Annotated in this window: 15 protein-coding genes; 5 read left to right on the top strand and 10 right to left on the bottom strand. The window is 62.2% G+C overall.

Translation table 11 applies throughout. From position 1 onward, the window contains the following. The first annotated feature begins 7 nt into the window (after positions 1-7). A complete protein-coding gene (gene infB, locus PAF17_RS04635) occupies positions 8-2,602 on the top strand; it encodes a translation initiation factor IF-2 (RefSeq protein ID WP_271887914.1) in 2,595 nt (864 codons plus the stop codon). A gap of 354 nt (positions 2,603-2,956) precedes the next feature. Here infB and PAF17_RS04630 read toward each other — a convergent pair whose 3' ends face one another. The 3 genes from PAF17_RS04630 to PAF17_RS04620 are packed head-to-tail and all read right to left on the bottom strand — an operon-like array spanning position 2,957 to position 5,450. Continuing rightward, positions 2,957-3,355, bottom strand: coding sequence for a (deoxy)nucleoside triphosphate pyrophosphohydrolase (locus PAF17_RS04630; protein ID WP_271887913.1), 399 nt, complete (start codon positions 3,353-3,355; stop codon positions 2,957-2,959). After that, positions 3,352-4,605 (bottom strand): bifunctional glutamate N-acetyltransferase/amino-acid acetyltransferase ArgJ, encoded by a 1,254-nt coding sequence (argJ, locus tag PAF17_RS04625; protein ID WP_271887912.1) that lies wholly within the window; start codon positions 4,603-4,605, stop codon positions 3,352-3,354. The genes PAF17_RS04630 and argJ overlap by 4 nt, the downstream gene beginning before the upstream one ends. Beyond that, positions 4,605-5,450 (bottom strand): peptidylprolyl isomerase, encoded by an 846-nt coding sequence (locus tag PAF17_RS04620; RefSeq protein ID WP_271887911.1) that lies wholly within the window; start codon positions 5,448-5,450, stop codon positions 4,605-4,607. The genes argJ and PAF17_RS04620 overlap by 1 nt, the downstream gene beginning before the upstream one ends. Before the next feature lie 204 nt (positions 5,451-5,654). On the opposite strand from PAF17_RS04620, the gene secA reads away from it, so the two are divergent. Beyond that, positions 5,655-8,372 (top strand): preprotein translocase subunit SecA, encoded by a 2,718-nt coding sequence (secA, locus tag PAF17_RS04615; RefSeq protein ID WP_271887910.1) that lies wholly within the window; start codon positions 5,655-5,657, stop codon positions 8,370-8,372. A gap of 101 nt (positions 8,373-8,473) precedes the next feature. Here secA and fmt read toward each other — a convergent pair whose 3' ends face one another. From fmt to def (PAF17_RS04600), 3 genes are all read right to left on the bottom strand, one after another. Beyond that, positions 8,474-9,367: a methionyl-tRNA formyltransferase gene (gene fmt, locus PAF17_RS04610; RefSeq protein WP_271887909.1), complete on the bottom strand. Its 894-nt coding sequence runs from the start codon at positions 9,365-9,367 to the stop codon at positions 8,474-8,476. A gap of 36 nt (positions 9,368-9,403) precedes the next feature. Then, entirely contained in the window at positions 9,404-9,907 is a 504-nt protein-coding gene (gene def, locus PAF17_RS04605; RefSeq protein WP_271887908.1) for a peptide deformylase, read from the bottom strand. 72 nt (positions 9,908-9,979) lie between these two features. Continuing rightward, positions 9,980-10,501: a peptide deformylase gene (def, locus tag PAF17_RS04600; RefSeq protein WP_271887907.1), complete on the bottom strand. Its 522-nt coding sequence runs from the start codon at positions 10,499-10,501 to the stop codon at positions 9,980-9,982. An 80-nt stretch (positions 10,502-10,581) separates the two neighbouring features. On the opposite strand from def (PAF17_RS04600), the gene PAF17_RS04595 reads away from it, so the two are divergent. Next, positions 10,582-11,766 (top strand): MalY/PatB family protein, encoded by a 1,185-nt coding sequence (locus PAF17_RS04595; protein WP_271887906.1) that lies wholly within the window; start codon positions 10,582-10,584, stop codon positions 11,764-11,766. Positions 11,767-11,859: 93 nt separating this feature from the next. Next, entirely contained in the window at positions 11,860-12,819 is a 960-nt protein-coding gene (locus PAF17_RS04590) for an acetyl-CoA carboxylase carboxyltransferase subunit alpha (protein WP_271887905.1), read from the top strand. 74 nt (positions 12,820-12,893) lie between these two features. Here the strand turns inward: PAF17_RS04590 and PAF17_RS04585 are convergent, their stop codons facing one another. The 3 genes from PAF17_RS04585 to PAF17_RS04575 are packed head-to-tail and all read right to left on the bottom strand — an operon-like array spanning position 12,894 to position 15,273. Beyond that, complete coding sequence (locus PAF17_RS04585; protein ID WP_271887904.1) at positions 12,894-13,676, bottom strand: lysophospholipid acyltransferase family protein; 783 nt, start codon at positions 13,674-13,676, stop codon at positions 12,894-12,896. Further along, complete coding sequence (locus PAF17_RS04580; protein ID WP_271887903.1) at positions 13,673-14,602, bottom strand: cell division protein FtsX; 930 nt, start codon at positions 14,600-14,602, stop codon at positions 13,673-13,675. The genes PAF17_RS04585 and PAF17_RS04580 overlap by 4 nt, the downstream gene beginning before the upstream one ends. Continuing rightward, positions 14,599-15,273 carry a cell division ATP-binding protein FtsE gene (locus PAF17_RS04575; protein ID WP_271887902.1) on the bottom strand — a complete coding sequence of 225 codons (675 nt, stop codon included), beginning with the start codon at positions 15,271-15,273 and terminating at the stop codon, positions 14,599-14,601. The genes PAF17_RS04580 and PAF17_RS04575 overlap by 4 nt, the downstream gene beginning before the upstream one ends. A gap of 93 nt (positions 15,274-15,366) precedes the next feature. Here PAF17_RS04575 and PAF17_RS04570 point away from each other — a divergent pair, with 93 nt between their 5' ends. Beyond that, positions 15,367-16,218 carry a zinc-ribbon domain-containing protein gene (locus PAF17_RS04570; protein WP_271887901.1) on the top strand — a complete coding sequence of 284 codons (852 nt, stop codon included), beginning with the start codon at positions 15,367-15,369 and terminating at the stop codon, positions 16,216-16,218. Between the two features lie 6 nt (positions 16,219-16,224). Here the strand turns inward: PAF17_RS04570 and PAF17_RS04565 are convergent, their stop codons facing one another. Continuing rightward, positions 16,225-18,720: a DUF4175 domain-containing protein gene (locus PAF17_RS04565; protein ID WP_271887900.1), complete on the bottom strand. Its 2,496-nt coding sequence runs from the start codon at positions 18,718-18,720 to the stop codon at positions 16,225-16,227. Between the last annotated feature and the right edge of the window lie 34 nt (positions 18,721-18,754).

Below are 18,754 nucleotides of genomic sequence, written 5' to 3'. Positions count from 1 at the left end.
GACGCAGATGAGCGATAAAGACGGAAAGAAGACCCTGGGCCTCGGTGGCAGTGGCCGCTCGGGTCAGGTCAAACAGAGTTTCAGTCACGGACGCACCAAAAGTGTGGTCGTGGAGACCAAACGCAAGCGCGTGGTTGTCCCGAAATCGGGCAGCGGCGCTGGCGGGGCTGTCGATAAAGCAAAATCGCCTCTGGTCTCGAAACATGCCAGCGACCCATCCAAACGGCCTGCCGGCATCTCGGAAGCCGAAATGGAGCGCCGCCTGAAGGCCCTTGCCGCCGCCAAGGCGCGCGAGGTCGAAGAGGCCGCCGCCCGCGAAGCCCAAGAAAAGGCCCGCGAGGAAGAACGCGCGCGCCGCCGCGCCGAGGCCGAGGCCAAAGAGCGTGAAGAACGCGAACGCGAAGAGGCGTTGAAAGCCAAGGCCGAAGAAGAGGCGCGCCGCGCCCGCGAAGCCGAAGAAGCCACGCGCAAGAAAGAGGCCCCGAAAAAAGAGGCCGCCAGAAAGGACGCCCCGAAAAAGGATGATCGGGCCAAGCCTGCTGCCGGTGCGCGCAATGCCGCGCCAGATCAAGCCGCAATCGAGGCAGCCGCCGCCCGCGCCGAAACCAAGGGCGTTTCGGCCGGCGGAGCGCGCAAGTCGGACCGTGACCGGCCCGATCGCGGCAATGACCGCGACAGCCGCGGCAAGGGTGGTCGCGACGACAACCGCCGTTCGGGCAAGCTTTCGCTCAACCAGGCACTGAATGGCGAAGGTGGCCGTCAGCGCAGCATGGCCGCCATGAAGCGCAAGCAAGAGCGCGCGCGTCAAAAGGCCATGGGCGGCAGCCAGCGCACCGAAAAGCAGGTTCGTGAAGTGCAGCTTCCCGAGGCGATCGTGGTGTCGGAACTGGCCAATCGCATGGCCGAGCGCGCCGCGGATGTCGTCAAATCGCTGATGAAAATGGGCATGATGGTGTCCATGAACCAATCGATTGACGCGGACACTGCCGAAGTGGTCATCGAAGAGTTCGGCCACAAGGCCGTGCGCGTCAGCGACGCCGATGTCGAACAGGTCATCGATCAGGTCGAGGACAAGGTCGAGGACCTCAAGTCGCGCCCGCCGATCATCACGATCATGGGCCATGTCGACCACGGCAAGACCTCGTTGCTGGACGCCATCCGCAAGGCCAATGTCGTGTCTGGCGAGGCTGGCGGCATCACCCAGCATATCGGCGCCTATCAGGTGACCACCGAATCGGGTGCAGTGCTGTCATTCCTCGACACACCGGGCCACGCGGCGTTCACATCGATGCGGGCGCGTGGTGCGAATGTGACCGATATCGTCGTTCTGGTTGTCGCCGCCGATGACGCGGTGATGCCGCAGACGATCGAGGCCATCAACCACGCCAAGGCAGCCAAGGTGCCGATGATCGTGGCGATCAACAAGGTCGACAAGCCCGAAGCCGATGCCGACAAGGTGCGCACCGCGCTGCTGCACCAGGAAGTCATCGTCGAGAAGCTGTCGGGCGATGTTCAGGATGTCGAAGTTTCGGCCAAGACCGGCAAAGGTCTGGACGAGCTGCTGGAAGCCATCGCGCTTCAGGCCGAGATCCTTGAACTGAAGGCCAACCCGGATCGCGCCGCACAGGGTGCCGTGATCGAGGCGCAGCTCGACGTCGGGCGCGGCCCGGTCGCGACAGTTCTGGTGCAGCACGGCACATTGCATCGTGGCGACATCTTCGTCGTGGGCGAGCAATGGGGTAAAGTTCGTGCACTGATCAATGATCAGGGCGCACGCGTCGACGAAGCCGGTCCCTCGGTTCCTGTCGAGGTTCTGGGTCTGAACGGCACACCAGAGGCCGGCGACGTGTTGAACGTGGTCGAAACCGAGGCGCAGGCCCGTGAGATCGCCGATTACCGGATGCAGCAGGCCAAGGACAAGCGTGCTGCCGCCGGAGCCGCGACCACGCTGGAACAGCTGATGGCCAAGGCCAAGGCCGATGAAACGGTCGCTGAATTGCCCGTCGTCCTCAAAGCCGACGTGCAGGGTTCTGCCGAGGCAATCGTGCAGGCGCTGGAAAAGGTCGGCAATGACGAGGTTCGCGTTCGCGTTCTGCATTACGGTGTCGGTGCGATCACCGAATCCGATATCGGCCTGGCCGAAGCCAGCCAGGCGCCGGTCATGGGCTTCAACGTCCGTGCCAACGCCCCGGCCCGCAACTCGGCCAACCAGAAGGGTGTCGAGATCCGCTATTACTCGGTCATCTATGATCTGGTGGATGACATCAAGGCGGCTGCGTCTGGCCTGCTGTCGGCCGAAGTGCGCGAAAACTTCATCGGCTATGCCGAGATCCGCGAAGTCTTCAAGGTCACGGGCGTCGGCAAGGTTGCAGGCTGCCTGGTCACCGAAGGCATTGCACGCCGCAGCGCGGGTGTCCGCCTGCTGCGCGACAACGTGGTGATCCACGAAGGCACGCTGAAGACGCTCAAGCGCTTCAAGGACGAGGTCAAGGAAGTGCAGTCCGGTCAGGAATGCGGCATGGCCTTTGAAAACTATGACGACATCCGTCCCGGAGACGTTATCGAGATCTTTGAACGCGAAGAGGTCGAACGGACCCTGTGATCCGCATCTGCAATCACCGAAACGCGAAAGGGCGGCCAGTGGCCGCCCTTTTTCTGTGACCTGAACGTTTCAGAGCAAGCTATCTGAGCCGAAGCTGCGATCAGGACAGTCCGAGTTGTGTATCCGGGACCGGGCGGCCCTCGAATGACCTCATACCGACCCGAATGACGATATTTCCGTTGCGGCCCAGCTTTTCAAACAAACCCTGCACCGAAATGTAGTTACCGATCATAATCGTGCGAATCATTTCCATTTCCCTCTCTCCGAGGAAAATGGTCCCATAAACTGCCTAAAAATTCGTATATTTATCGCGTTCTTGCGCGTGTTTGCGTCAGATTTGTGACCAACAGGACATCAAAGCCACATCTGTAGCGCCGGAATCAGCGGAATATCCGCCGCAGGCATGGGGTAATTGCGCAAATCACGCGCATGCACCCATGCCAGCGACTGCCCTTCACGCGGCTGAACGATTCCCTGCCATTTGCGGCAGGCGAATACGGGCATCAGCAAATGGAAATCGTCATAGCGGTGGCTGGCGAAGGTCAGGGGCGCAAGGCAGCTGTCCCAGGTCTGGATGCCCAGCTCCTCGTCCAGCTCGCGGATCAGCGCGACTTCGGGGGTTTCGCCGGGCTCGACCTTGCCGCCCGGAAATTCCCACAGCCCAGCCATGGGTTTCCCTTCCGGGCGCTGTGCAAGAAGCACGCGCCCGTCAGGATCGATCAGCGCAACGGCGGCGACCAGAACCGTCTTCACGACCGGTAATCCGCGTTGATGTCGATATAGCCATGGGTCAGATCACAGGTCCACGCGGTGCGCGCGCCCTGCCCCAGCCCCAGATCCACCGCGATCAGCAGGTTCTGATTCTTCATATAGGCACTGGCCGCGGCCTCGTCGTAACCCGGGGCGCGCCAGCCCTTTTCTGCCAGAACCATATCGCCGAAACGGATGGTCAGCAGGTCGCGGTCGGCCTTTGCGCCGGATTTGCCGACCGCCATGACGATGCGCCCCCAATTGGCGTCCTCGCCGGCGATGGCGGTCTTGACCAGCGGCGAATTGGCGATGGCCATGGCGACCTTATGGGCATCGGCCTCGGTCTCGGCGCCGGTGACCTGAACCTCGACGAATTTCGTCGCCCCCTCGCCGTCGCGCACGACCAGATGCGCCAGTTCGCGCATCACCTGTTGCAGCGCCGCCGTGAAGGCCGCGCCCGCGCCACTGTCCAGCGAGGTGATCTCGGCCGCATCGCTGCGCCCGGTCGCCGCAAGGATCAGCGCATCCGAGGTCGAGGTGTCGCTGTCCACCGTGATCGCGTTGAAGGTGCTGTCCATATGGCCCGACAGCGCCTGTTGCAGCAGCGGTGCCGAAATTCTGGCATCGGTAAAGATATAGACCAGCATCGTCGCCATATCGGGCGCGACCATGCCCGATCCCTTGGCGATGCCGGTGATGTGGATCTGCCCGCCATCACCCGCCACGGCCGCCGAAGCGCCCTTGGGGAAGGTGTCGGTGGTCATGATCGCGCGGGCGGCCTCGGCCACGCCATCCTGTGACAGTCCGCCTGCCAGATCATCGGTGATGGCCACGATCCGGTCATGGGGCAGCGGCTCGCCGATCACCCCGGTCGAGGACGAAAACACCCGCGACGCCGGAACGCCGGTGGCGCTGGCGACCGCCGCCGTGACCGCATCGACCGATTCCTGCCCGCGCGCGCCGGTAAAGGCATTCGCATTGCCGGAATTGACGATGATCGCGGCGCCGTCCGGCGCATCGCCCCCCTGTGCCAGCTTGGCCTGATTGTCCAGAACGCAGGCCGCGCGGGTCGAGGACCGGGTAAAGGCGCCCGCGATGCTGGACCCCGGCGCGATCCTGATCAGGGTCACATCCGTGCGACCCTGATATTTGACGCCTGCCGCACCGCTGGCGAATTCGACCCCGGCGACCACCGGCAGATCGGGGAAACGTGCGGGCGCCAGAGGCGAAACCGGAAGCCCCGCCTTGCCCATTATTCCCCCTCCAGCAGGTCGACGTCATTCATCAGTGCAGGTTCGACCCCCTCGACCTTTTCGATCTCGGCAGCCTCGACGATGTTTTCGATTTCGGCTTCGACTTTCTCACGGCGCACCATCTGAACGACCTGCTCGCGCACCTCTTCGAGGGCCGGGGCCTCGGTCTGGCGGGTGTCGTTCAACTTGATGACATGCCAGCCGAAATCGGTCTGCACGGGATCAGAGACCTGCCCCTTTTCCAGCGCCTTCACCGCATCCGCAAAGGGCGCGACCATCTGTTCGGGCGCAAACCAGCCCAGATCACCCTTGTTCGGACCACTGGGGCCGGTCGAACGCTCTTCGGCCAGTGTTCCGAAATCGGCCCCACCGTCCAGTTCGGCCTTGATCTCCTTGGCCTCGTCTTCGGTCTCGACCAGGATATGCGCGGCAGAATATTCGGTCGCAGGCTCGGTTTCGCCGAACAGTTTCGCGTAGGTCGCCTGAATTTCGGCATCGGTCGGCTCGACCTCGGCCACCTGTGTGACGGCGGCGGTCGCCAAAGTGTTGCGGCGCTGCAACTCCAGCTGCGCGCGCACGCCTGCATTTTCCTTTCCGGTGCCTGCCACGGCGGTTTGACGGATCAGCTGATCCAGCATCATGTCCCACAGCGCCTGATCGGGCAGACCGGCCATTTGCGGGTCTTGCACCGATTGCTTCATCACGATCATCTGCCCCAGCGTGATCGTTTGACCGTTCACGGTCGCAACCACCGTGTCGGCGCCCTTGTCCTGTGCTGCGGCGATCGCAGGCATCAGAACCGGTGCCGCCAAAGTGAATGCGGCCAGAATCGACGGTTTCAGCATGGAAAATCCTTTGCAAATCACGACAGAGCCCCGATAGGAAACCCCGCCAGCGTTGACAGTCAAGCAGGCGAGGCATACATCCCAATCAACCGTGGAAGGCGCCGCCGCCGCTTTCGTTCAGGCCCCTGATACGGCAATGCGGCTGGTCCGGGCAAGTGGCCCAGCTTTGACAAGCTTTCCCAACAACGTGATTGCGAAGGTAATATGCTCGGCATTGGAAATCTGGCGAAAAAGGTCTTCGGCACCCCGAACGACCGCAAAGTGAAATCGACACGCGGTCTGGTTGCCCAGATCAACGCGTTGGAAGACGAATTCAAGGCGCTTTCCGATGAAGGGCTGGTCCAGAAGACCCGCGATTTCCAGAAACGTATCGCCGATGGCGAGAAACTGGATGCGCTGCTGCCGGAAGCCTTCGCCAACTGCCGCGAGGGCGCACGCCGCGCGCTTGGGCTGCGGGCCTTCGACACGCAGCTGATGGGCGGCATCTTCCTGCATCAGGGCAATATCGCCGAGATGAAGACCGGTGAGGGCAAGACGCTGGTCGCGACCTTCCCTGCCTATCTGAACGCGCTGACCGGCAAGGGCGTGCATGTCGTCACGGTGAACGACTATCTGGCCAAGCGCGATGCCGAATGGATGGGCAAGGTCTTTACCCAGCTGGGCATGACCAGCGGCGCGGTCTATCCTTTCCAGCCCGAGGCCGAAAAGCGCGACGCCTATCAGGCCGATGTGACCTATTCGACGAACAATGAACTGGGTTTCGACTATCTGCGCGACAACATGAAGGGCAGCGTCGAGGAAATGGTCCAGCGCGGCCATCATTTCGCCATCGTCGACGAGGTGGACAGCATCCTGATCGACGAGGCGCGGACCCCGCTGATCATCTCGGGGCCGTCGCAGGACCGTTCGGAACTGTATGTCACGCTGGACAAATACATCCCGCTGCTGACCGAAGAACATTACAAGCTGGACGAAAAGGCGCGCAACGCCACCTTTACCGAGGAAGGCAACGAGTTTCTGGAACAGAAGCTGTCGGCAGACGGCATCCTGCCCGAAGGCCAGACGCTATATGATCCGGAATCGACCACCATCGTCCACCATGCCAACCAGGCCCTGCGCGCGCACAAGCTGTTCCTGAAGGATCAGCACTACATGATCCGCGATGGCGAAGTGGCGCTGATCGACGAATTCACCGGCCGCATGATGAAGGGCCGCCGCCTGTCGGACGGTCTGCATCAGGCAATCGAGGCCAAGGAAGGCGTCGCCATCCAGCCTGAAAACGTGACCCTGGCCAGCGTGACCTTTCAGAATTATTTCCGGCTTTACGACAAGCTGTCGGGCATGACCGGCACCGCCAGCACCGAGGCCGAGGAATTCGCCGAAATCTACAAGCTGGGCGTGGTCGAGGTTCCCACGAACCGTCCGATCCAGCGACTGGACGAACATGATCGCGTCTATCGCACCGCGCAGGAAAAATACGCTGCCGTGATCGAAGCAATCAAGGAAGCCCATGCCAAGGGTCAACCGACCCTCGTGGGCACGACCAGCATCGAGAAATCGGAAATGCTGTCAGCCCTTCTGCAAAAGGACGGCATCCCCCATAACGTCCTGAATGCCCGCCAGCACGAGGCCGAGGCACAGATCGTTGCCGATGCCGGCAAGCCCGGCGCCGTCACCATCGCCACCAACATGGCCGGGCGCGGCACCGACATTCAGTTGGGCGGCAATGTCGAAATCAAGGTCATGGAGGCGCTGAACGCCGATCCCGACGCCAATCCCGACGAATTGCGCACCCGAATCGAGGCCGAACACGCCACCGACAAGCAAAAGGTGCTGGACGCGGGCGGCCTGTTCGTTCTGGGCACCGAACGCCATGAAAGCCGCCGGATCGACAACCAGCTGCGCGGCCGCTCGGGCCGTCAGGGCGATCCGGGCCGCTCGCTGTTCTTCCTGTCGCTGGATGACGACCTGATGCGGATCTTCGGGTCCGAACGTCTGGACAAGGTCCTGTCCTCGCTGGGGATGAAGGAAGGCGAGGCGATCGTGCACCCATGGGTGAACAAATCGCTGGAGCGCGCGCAGGCGAAGGTCGAGGGCCGCAACTTCGACATCCGCAAGCAGTTGCTGAAATTCGACGATGTGATGAACGATCAGCGCAAGGCGATCTTCAGCCAGCGCCGCGAGATCATGGACAGCGAAGAGGTCGGTGAAATCGCCGCCGATATGCGCCACCAGGTCGTCGACGATCTGGTCGATGATTTCATGCCCCCGAAATCCTATGCCGATCAATGGGATATCGATGGCCTGAAAACTCAGGCGCGCGAAAAGCTGAACATGAACCTGCCGTTGCAGGACTGGGCCGACGAAGAAGGTGTCGATCAGGACGCCATGCGCGAGCGGATCGAGGAAGCGACCGACACCTATATGGCCGAGAAGGCCGAGGCCTTCGGCGCCGAGAACATGCGCAATATCGAAAAGCAGGTTCTGTTGCAGATGATCGACCAGAAATGGCGCGAACATCTGGTGACGCTGGAACATCTGCGCTCGGTCGTGGGTTTCAGGGGATATGCACAGCGTGATCCGCTGTCGGAATACAAGACCGAGGCGTTCCAACTGTTCGAGACGCTTCTGGACAGTCTGCGCGGCGATGTCACCCAGCGCCTTGCCCAGATCCGCCCATTGACCGAGGCCGAGCGCGAAGAAATGCTGCGCCAGATGGCAGAGCAACAAAAGGCGGCGCAAGAACATCTGACGATGGAACATGGCGCGGACAAGCAATCGAGCGACGATGCCGATGCCCCGACCCCGCTGATCGAAGGGTTCGACGAGAATGATCCCTCGACCTGGGGGAACCCCTCGCGCAACGATCCCTGCCCCTGTGGATCAGGCAAGAAGTTCAAACATTGTCACGGCGCGATCTGAATGGATAGCGGGACGCCACTTGCGTCCCGCGACCAGAGTTGCGCCTGATGGGCGGGGGTAAACCCCGCCTCGTTCAGGCACAACGCGGCATATGCCGCGCGTCAGGACAGCCGCGAAGGAAGAATCCACCCGCGCAGCAGATCCTGCGCATTCATCGGCTTTTTACCGGCTCGCTGAGCCTGCGTGATTTCCACGGCCCCCGTGCCACAGGCAACCCGGAATCCGTCAAGAACCTGTCCGGGCTCACCCACGCCGTCCCTAAGGCGACTGCGCAGGAGCTTTACCCTTTCACCGGCAATGTCACACCAGGCCCCCGGAAAGGGCGACAGGGCGCGAATCTGGCGATCGACCTCGGTCGCAGAGCGGGCCCAGTCGATGCGAGCTTCCGATTTCTCGATCTTCTCGGCATAGAGCACCCCCCCTTCCGATTGGGGCGTCCCTGTTGCCGGCAGGGATTCCAAGGTGGAGAGGATAAGCTGTGCGCCCATCTGTGACAAACGATCATGCAGATCGACGGTGGTTTCCTCGGCGCCGATTTCTGTTCGGCTCTGGGTGATGACCGGCCCTGTATCGAGCCCCGCCGCCATCTGCATGATGGCAACGCCGGTTTCCGCGTCACCTGCCAGTATGGCGCGATGAATGGGTGCGGCACCACGCCAGCGCGGCAAAAGCGAGGCATGGATGTTCAGACAGCCATAGCGCGGCGCGTCGAGAATGTCCTGCGGCAGGATCAGCCCATAGGCCACGACCACCGCGACATCGGCATCGAGCTCGCGAAATTCACGGATCGCGGCCTCGTCGCGCAGTTTCAGTGGCGTGCGCACGGTCAGGCCCAGTTCTTCGGCCTGCCGGTGGACGGCCGAAGGTCGCGCTTTCTGGCCCCGGCCCGCGGCGCGAGGTGGCTGGCTGTAGACCGCGACGACCGTGTGTTCGGCTGCAATCGCCTGAAGCGCCGGCACCGAAAATTCGGGCGTTCCCATGAAGATCACTCGCATATCACCCCCGTCTTGTCTGGCCACGGTGGCCGGGATCTAGGCCTTGCGGGCCAGTTTGGTCGATTTCTGGACAAGCATCTTGCGCCGTAACGGCGACAGGTGATCGACGAACAACCGCCCGTCCAGATGGTCACATTGATGTTGAACGCTGGTCGCCCAAAGGCCGACGAAATCGCGTTCTTCGATTTCCCCGTCGAAATTCAGGAAACGGACCGTGACAGCCCGCGGCCGTTCGATCAGCGCCGAGACGCCGGGCAGATTCGGGCTGGCCTCTTCATGGCTGCGCAGCTTGATGCTGGAATGAAGGATTTCGGGATTGGCCATCCTGACAGCCTGACCCCGCTTGTCCGAGGCATCCACGACCGCCAGCCGCATCATGATGCCGATCTGGGGCGCAGCAAGACCGACACCGGGCATGGCCTCCATCGTGTCGATCATGTCGTCCCAGATCATGCGAACCGTCTGGGTGACGGATTCGACCGGTGCGGCCGGTCGGTGCAATCTGGGATCGCCATAGGGCAGGCAGGCGCGAACGGTCATCGGGTCTGGGTCCTTAAATCATGTCACCGGATCTGGCTGCGTGAAGATCGGGCCATCCGCAGCCGCATCCTTTCAACCGCGCGCCCGCTCGCGCTTCAGCTTGACCATCTTGCGGGTGATCATCTGACGCTTGATGGCGGACATGTGATCAATGAACAGAATGCCGTTCAGGTGGTCCAGCTCGTGCTGGGCGCAGGTCGCCCAGAGTTCGTCGAAATCCCGCTCATGTGTCTTGCCGTCCAGACCCAGCCACTGCATCCGGACCTGCGCGGGGCGGGTCACGTCGCCATATTGGTCAGGAATCGACAGACAACCTTCGTCATAGGTGTTCAGGTCTTCCGAAGACCAGCTGATCTCCGGGTTGATCAGCACCAAGGGCTGGCGTTCGGCCTCGGGGTCGCGGGTCGCATCCATCACGAAGATCCGCTTGAGAACTCCGATCTGGGGCGCGGCCAGACCGATGCCGGGCGCATCATACATTGTGGCCAGCATGTCATCGGCCAGCGCCTCGATTTCGGGCGTGACGCGGGCGACGGGCTCGGCCACCTTTTTAAGGCGGGGATCGGGATGGATCAGAATGGGACGCAGGCTCATGACAGCGATTTAGGCGATGCCTTCACCTTACGCAACAACCCGCGTATGCAAGACCCAAAGCTGAAAACATGCGAGGGGCCATGACCAATCCCGATTTCGATGAAAAGATCGACCGTGTCGGCACGCGTTGCGCGAAATGGGACGATATGGAGGCCGCTTTTGGCGTTTCTGCGGCAGATGGCGGCCTTGCGATGTGGATCGCCGATATGGATTTTCGCCCCCCGGAGGTGGTTCAGCGCGCGGTCGAGGCAACCGCGGCACATGGGATCTATGGCTATCCCGGCGCGCATGCCCCCTATCTTGATTCGATTCGCTGGTGGATGAAAAACCGCCACGGCTGGGAGATCGATACCGGATGGATCATGACCACCGCGGGTCTGGTCAATGCCGTGGCGATGGCGCTGGACGCCTATAGCCAGCGCGGCGATGGCGTGATCGTGATGAGCCCCGTCTACCATGCCTTTGGCCGGGTGATCCGGGCTGCGGGGCGCGAACTGGTTGAATTGCCATTGGCCTTGCAGGCCGATCGCTATGTGATGGACTGGTCGCGTTGGGAAATGATGCTGACCGGAAACGAACGGATCATGATCCTTTGTTCACCGCATAATCCGGGCGGACGTGTCTGGACACCCGAGGAGCTGCGCGAGGTCGCCGATTTCTGCACGCGGCACGACCTGATCCTGGTGTCCGACGATATTCACTGCGATCTGGTTTACCCCGGACACAAGCACCGCATGATCGCCGAGCTGGTTCCCGAAATCAGCGACCGCCTTGTGACGCTGACCGCCACGACCAAGACCTTCAATATCGCGGGCACCCATATCGGGAACGCCATTATCGCCGATGAAGACCTGCGCCAGCGCTATAAGGCATCCTTGATGGCAGCGGCGATTTCACCCGGTTTGTTCGGATTGGACATGGTCACTGCCGCCTATTCGCCCGAAGGCGCGGTCTGGGTGGACGCGCTTATGTCCTATCTGGATGAAAACCGACGCCTGTTTGATGACGGGATCGCCGCGATTCCGGGGCTGCGATCCATTCCGCTTCAGGCCACATATCTGTCTTGGGTCGATTTTTCGGGCACGGGCATGTCACGCGCCGAATTTACCGCCCGCGTCGAACAAGGCGCGCGGATCGCCGCCAATCACGGCCCAAGTTTTGGCGAAGGGGGTGACAGCTTCCTGCGATTCAACATCGCAACACAACGCAGCAACGTGATCGAGGCGGTCGCAAGGCTGAAATCGGCGTTTTCCGATCTGCAATAAGAGAACGCGCCGGGATGTCACGTCTCGTTGCAATCCGGCGCACACATCATCATATAGGGGCGCAACGCGAACAGCCCCCGGAGCATCCCGCGCATGGTCTATTTGGATTTCGAAAAACCGCTCGCCGATATTGAAGGCAAAGCCGAGGAACTGCGTGCCATGGCCCGCAAATCCGAAGATGCAGTCGATGTCGAAAAAGAAGCGGCAGCCCTGGACAAAAAGGCCGGCGATCTGCTGCAAGAGCTGTACAAGAATCTTAATCCGTGGCGCAAAACGCAGGTGGCGCGCCATCCCGACCGCCCGCATTGCCGCGAATATATCAAGGAACTGTTCAGCGAATATACGCCCCTGGCCGGCGATCGGGCCTTTGGCGACGATCATGCCGTCATGGGTGGCCTTGCACGTCTGAACGACATGCCCTGCGTTGTGATCGGCCATGAAAAGGGGCATGACACCAAATCGCGGCTTCTGCACAATTTCGGCATGGCCCGCCCCGAAGGCTATCGCAAGGCCATTCGCCTGATGGATATGGCCCATCGCTTTGGCCTGCCGGTCATCATGCTTGTCGATACGCAAGGGGCCTATCCCGGCAAGGGTGCCGAAGAACGCGGACAGTCCGAGGCGATCGCCCGATGCACGCAGAAATGCCTTGAAATCGGCGTGCCGCTGGTGACCGTGATCATCGGCGAAGGTGGCTCTGGCGGGGCCGTCGCCTTTGCGACCGCCAATCGCATCGCGATGCTGGAACATTCGATCTATTCGGTGATTTCGCCCGAGGGCTGTGCCTCGATCCTGTGGCGTGATTCCGAACGTATGCGCGAAGCTGCAGAAGCCCTGCGCCTGACCGCGCAAGATCTGAAAAAGCTGGATGTGATCGACCGTATCATTCCAGAACCGCTTGGTGGCGCACAGCGTGACCCGCAACAGGTGGTCAAGGCTGTCGGCGAAGAAATTTCCAAGATGCTGAAGGAACTGAAAGGCATGTCGCCCACCGATCTGATCAAGGATCGGCGCAAGAAGTTCCTGGCAATGGGTTCGAAATCACTGGCGTGATTGCGCCAGCCACTTTCCGGGCCGCGCAATCGCGGCCTTGGAACTAAGGGGTCGATCCGATACCGGACGGCCCCTTAGTTCGTCTGGGCGGGAAAGCCCGCCTCGGCCATCAAACGATCCGAATTCGTTTCGATCTCGTCCTGCAGATGGGCCATGAACTGACGCGTCGGCATTGTGCTGTCGACCGGCGGCAGGAACTCGACAATCGCGCGCCCGGGCCTGACGCCCCAGCCCTTGCGCGGCCAGAACAACCCGGCATTCACCGCGACCGGAACCACAGGCAGCGCCGTCGCGGCCCGCAGCGTGCCCACGCCATGTTTATAGGGCAACTTCTCGCCCGGGCGTGACCGCGTTCCTTCCGGATAGATGATCAATTGCCCCAGACCTTCCGGCGTTTCGCGGCGCTGCTGCACCTGATCGGAAATCGCGCGCAGGGCATCGCGCCCACGCGCACGGTCTATCGGGATACAGCCGACCTTATAGGCATACCATCCCATGACGGGAACGCGCATGACCTCTTTCTTCATGATAAAGGCACGCCGCGGCACCGCGTGGGCGATGACCAGAATATCAAGAAAACACTGATGTTTGGCCGCAATGATACAATCCTGTGTCGGGGGTGTTCCGCGCACCTCGCAGGTGACGCCCAGATGCACCCGCGCCGCCCAAAGCATATACCCGATCCAGAAGGTCGCCACGGAATTGGCAGCCCTGCGGCCACGCAAAGCGACCAGTGGCAGGCCGACAATGCCGATGACCAGCGTGGCGATCGCGCAATTCAGGTAATACAGAATGTTCTGGAAATACTGCCACGGCCCCAGCGACCCCGGCGTTTGCCGGTTGGAACGATTGCTCATCTGACCGACCTCAGCATTCTCAGCGCGGCCCAACGCGTCGCGAAAAACCCGACTGCGGCGGCAACCACGGGAATCAGCAGGGGCAACAGCCAATCCCAGCCCTGAAACCCAAGGCCAGTCAGAAAGCCCCCCGCCGCCTGCATGTCGGGCAGCAACGCAACCGCCGCCATTCCCAGCAATGTGCCGCCACCCGCACCGATGGCGGCGCGATGCGTAAAGCGACGGACAAAGGCCGTCGCGATGGTCAGATCACGCGCACCGATCAGCCGCATGACGCGAATAACCTGACCATTGGCGGCAAGGGCGGCCTTTGCGGCCAGCACGATCATTGCCCCGGAGGTCGCGGCGATCAACAGCAACGAGACCACCCCAAGAAGCTTCAGTCGCGTTGCCGCAGACACCAGCGGGCGTCGCCATTGCGTGTGATCGTCCAGCACCGCGCCCGGTGCCTCGGCCTCAAGGCGCAAGCGCAAACCGTCGGAATCGAAATCGGAATCCGCAATCGGCAGATCAATCAGTGCCGGAACCGGCAGCGCATCCACGGGCATCTCCGGTCCGAACCAGGGTGCCAGCAACTCGGCCACCTCGTCATCGGGCAACAGCCGGGGCTGACCGGCGCCCGGTGTGGTGCGCAGGATCTGCAACACGGTCTGGGTCTGCGCCTCTTGCTGCGCCAGGGGCGCACTGACACGGACCGTTACGGACTGAGCCAACTGATTGGACCACCGGTCGGCCAATCGTCCCGTCGCAAGGGCAAGCGCAAGGGCGAACACCGCCAGAAAGGCCATCGCCCCGGCGGAAAACAAGGTCAGCTGGGCGGTGAAACCCGTCGGCGGGACAATCCGATCACCGGCGCCGCCATCGCCCCGCAACAACCCCCGCCACAACGCCCGCAGGTTGAGTCCCCGAAAATCAGCCCGCTTCACAGATCTGCCCCCGCCGATTGAAGGGATTTGCCCGCAATTCTCAGAACCCGCGCCGCAACCTGCGCCTTGGTCGCCCGGATCAGGTTCAGGTCATGCGTCGCGACCATCACCGCCTTGCCGGATTTGTTCAACTCGATCAGCAATTGCATCAGCCGCATGGACATGTCCCAATCCAGATTTCCGGTCGGCTCATCCGCCAGGATCAAGTCTGGCGACAGAATCACCGCCCGCGCAAGCGCGGCGCGCTGGCGTTCGCCGCCCGACAGCTCGGGGGGCAAGGCGCGAGCCTGCTGTGACAGTTGGACCCAACCCAACAGATCCCGCAAAGCATCCATGTCGACATGCTGGCCGGCAATATTCAACGGCAATGCAACGTTTTCGGCAACCGGCAGATGGTCCAGGAACTGTGTGTCCTGATGCACGACCCCAACCCTGCGACGAAGGGTTGCGATATCATCGCGCCCCATATCCGCCAGGTCATGGCCAAACGCCTGAATGCGCCCCGAGCTGGGCAGTAGATCCGCGTAAAGCAGACGCAACAGCGTGGTTTTGCCCGAACCGGAGGGCCCGGTCAGGAAATGAAACATCCCCGGCTGCAGGCTGAGCGTCACATTCGACAAAAGCTCGGCTCCGCCGTGATAGCCAAAGCCGACATCCTGCATTTCGATCAAGCCACACCCCCTTCTTTTCGGGTTTTGCATCGGCCGCTTGGAAGCCGTGTGCGCGCTTGATAGAACAGGCGAAAGATGAATGCGAGGGTCGGCATGGTTGAAATAAGTTTGATCTGTCCGGGTTGTGCGGCGGAATACCGCATTCCGCCAGATGCCATTCCCGACGGAGGTCGCGAAGTCGAGTGCACCGCATGCGGGCACATCTGGTTCGTGCCCGGTGCCTATCAACAGACCGATCGCGCGAAACCGCCCCAACCTGCCCCGCCTCTGGCCGAACAAGCGCCCCGCCCGACGGCGGAACCGGCGACAAAGCCCGCCGATGGCACCCCGGCCTTGCTTCCCGCAAAACGCAGGCTGCCGGAATCGGTGCTAAGCATCCTGCGCGACGAAGTGGAACATGAACGCCGCGCCCGTATGGCCGAAGACGAACTGTTCGGCAGCCCGAAGCCCGCGCCAACAGGCGTGACGCCGACACCGATCCGACCGGTCGAGAATGATTGGCCAGCCACGACCATCGTGACGCCTCAACACCCGCCCAAACGGCTGGGACGCGCCGGCGATGCGGGCTTTGACCTGCCGGAATCCGCCCGTCCAACAACGGTGCCGGTCGCGCCGCATTCCGTCGAGATCAACCCCACCCTGCCCGTCGCCGGAGCGGCACGGGCAATGGTCACGACCCCGCAACCTGCCGCGGCACCTGTCGAAGCAGTACAACCAAGCCAACCCACCGTGTTCGATCAGCAAGCGCCCGTCGCGTCGAACAGCGGCTATTCCGTTGGTTTCGGTCTGGCAGCGATGTTCGCTTTTGCTGGCCTTGCGCTATATCTTCTGGCACCCGGACTGGCAGATGCAGGATCTTTTGGCGCGGCGCTGAACGATTATCGCGAATGGGTCGATCATGGCCGCCAATGGCTGCGCGCGACACTTGGCGGCCTTGCGAACTGATCCGGGTCAGAATCTGTCCAGCAGCCTTTCCAGATAAGCACGTTCGTCGCTGGGGCGATCGCGTTCGCCACTGCGCCGCCTGATTTCCTCTAACAGGTCGCGCGCGCGCCGTGCCGGATCTTCGCCCTCGGCCAAGGGATCGCCAGTGGTGATCTGCGTGCCGTTGCCGCCCGTCTGCCGGCCCAAGGGATCCAACAAGGCGCGACCCGTGCGTGTGCTGCCCTGCTGGGCAGATTGCGCACCCTCGCCCGGCTGACCTTGTTGCTGATCCTGCCCTGCGCGTTCCTGACCCTGCGCCTCGGGCCCTTCCTCGCGCGCGCCCAGCATATCGGCCAGCGACCGCATGCCGTCGCGCATGGCCTGAATGGCATCGGCCTGACGTTGCAAGGCTTCGCTTGTATTGCCTTCACGCAGGGCTTGTTCGGCATCTTCCATAGCGCGCCCGGCTTCGTCCAGGCTTTGCCCCGCAGAATCGCCCTGTTGCGATCCCTGCCCCGGCAGCAAACCACGCTGCTGGCCCAGTTCTTCGCGCAGCTCGCGTTGTTGCCGTGCCAGATCATCGGCGTTTTCCGATGGTTCCTGGAACTGCCCCTGACCGAACTGGCGTTGCATGTCGCGGAAAGCCTCATCCGACAGCTGTTGCTGGTCGCGCAGCGTATCGGCAAGCTGGTTCATCGACTGATTGCCCTCGCCATTCTGCTGGCCATCGCCACCACCCTGCGTGACCTGCAAATTCTCCATCATCCGGTTGAACTGTTCCAGCAACTGCTGGGCCTCGGCCATGCGCCCTTCGTTCATAAGACGCTGGATTTCGTCCATCATCTGCTGAATCTGATCGCCGCTAATCTGCTGTTGCTGCTGATTGCGGGTAAATCGCTCTGCCGGATCCTCTTGGCCCTGCTCTGCCAGCATCTGCGTATAGGCATCGGTGGCCGCACGCAGCTCATCCATCAATCGCTGAACCTCGTCGGGATTGGCACCGTTGCGAATGGCTTCGGACAGTTTTTCCTGAGCCTGCTTCATGGCCGCCAGGGCGTCGGCCAGCCCCCCGTCCTCCAGCAGCACAGCAGCCTGCCACAAGGCTTCGGCCAGAGCGTCACGCTCATCCCGCGAAAAGCTGTCATCCTCCATCATGCCCACTGCGCCGCGCAGCTGTGAATACAGCTGCTGATCGATAAACCCCTCGGGGCGCCAGGTGATCGCCCGCAAAATCTCGGCGCTGCGCCCGGCATTCTGTCGCGACCACAGCAGATCGCGACGCATTTCGATCAGGGCCGCCGCGCGAGGTTCGAAAAAGCGACGCCCGGGCAGATCCGTGCGAACAGCCTCGGACTGCCCGGTCTGGCCAATGCCATCCTCGGCCCGAAGCGAGATATTCACCGGCAGATTCGCCCAAGGATGGCGCGACAGATCCTCGACCAGCTGGCCCGAAAATTCGCGCCTGTCACCACCTCGTGGCATTGGCAGTTCCAGCAATACATCATCGCGTGGTTCCGGGGCGATCCGCAAACCGAACCGCCGATCCACCGATGCCAGATCCAGTGAAATCCGGGCCTGCCCTGAATCCACGCCGTGATCGTCCAGCATTTCGAATGGCTGCACCAATCGCCCATCCGCACGGCGGGTCGGATCAGCGGTGCTGACAACGACAGGTGCCAGATCCGGCAGCACTTCGACCTCGAAACGGCGTCCGGGCAGGTCGATAAATCCTGACTCCTCGGCGCGGATCTCAGGAGCCTGTGCGTCTTCTGCGGTCAGCGGCCCGATAGTCTGTGTCATGGTCCGACCCTCGTCATACAGACGAAAGGAAACCGAACTGCCCTTGGGCAACTCCAATGTTTCGCTTTCCGCCAGCGCATTCAGATAGATCGTCGGCCGGCGGGTATAGGCCGGCGGCTGGGCCCAGCCTTCCCAGCTGGGACCATTGGCAATGTCGGTGCCATTTGCTTGCGGACGCGCCATTGTCGCCGCAACGGCCTGCAAACCCTGCCCGACATGCGAAACGCCGCCAAAGATCAAAGCCATTGCCAATGCCAGCGCCGCGACCAGACGCAGGCCAAAGGGATCGCGCCGCGCCAATTCGGCATTCGGCGAGACAGCCCGCGCCAGGGCCGCCCGTTCTCGCATCTGCGCCAGATGCGCCTGCCACAACGGCCCTTCGCCCCCGATTGCCGCACGGTCCGTCAGCGCCGCCAAGGGACGTCCGGTCAGGCCCTGATCGACACGCCGGGTGGCCTCGGCCATGTCGGTCGGCCGATATCGAAAGCCCCCCCAGACCGCCGCAACCACCACTGACAACAAAAGACCACCCGCCGCCCAAGGCAAAACAGCGGCGGGCAACGCGGTCACAAGGCCAAGCGAAAAAACCGCGAAGCAGACCGCCAGCAAGGCCGCCAGCGGCCAGAAGGCAATGGCAACCCGTTCCCAGACCATTGCCCAACGTGTCAGGCGCACCGCATGTGCCGCGCCGGGAATATCCACAAATTCATGGGGCTTTCCCAACGGCCGCGCGCTGCGCCGCTTTTTCCTGTCGTCT

The organism is Paracoccus onchidii, assembly GCF_028294535.1.
GTDB lineage: Bacteria > Pseudomonadota > Alphaproteobacteria > Rhodobacterales > Rhodobacteraceae > Paracoccus > Paracoccus onchidii.
This window is presented reverse-complemented; position numbering and strand designations above follow the sequence as displayed.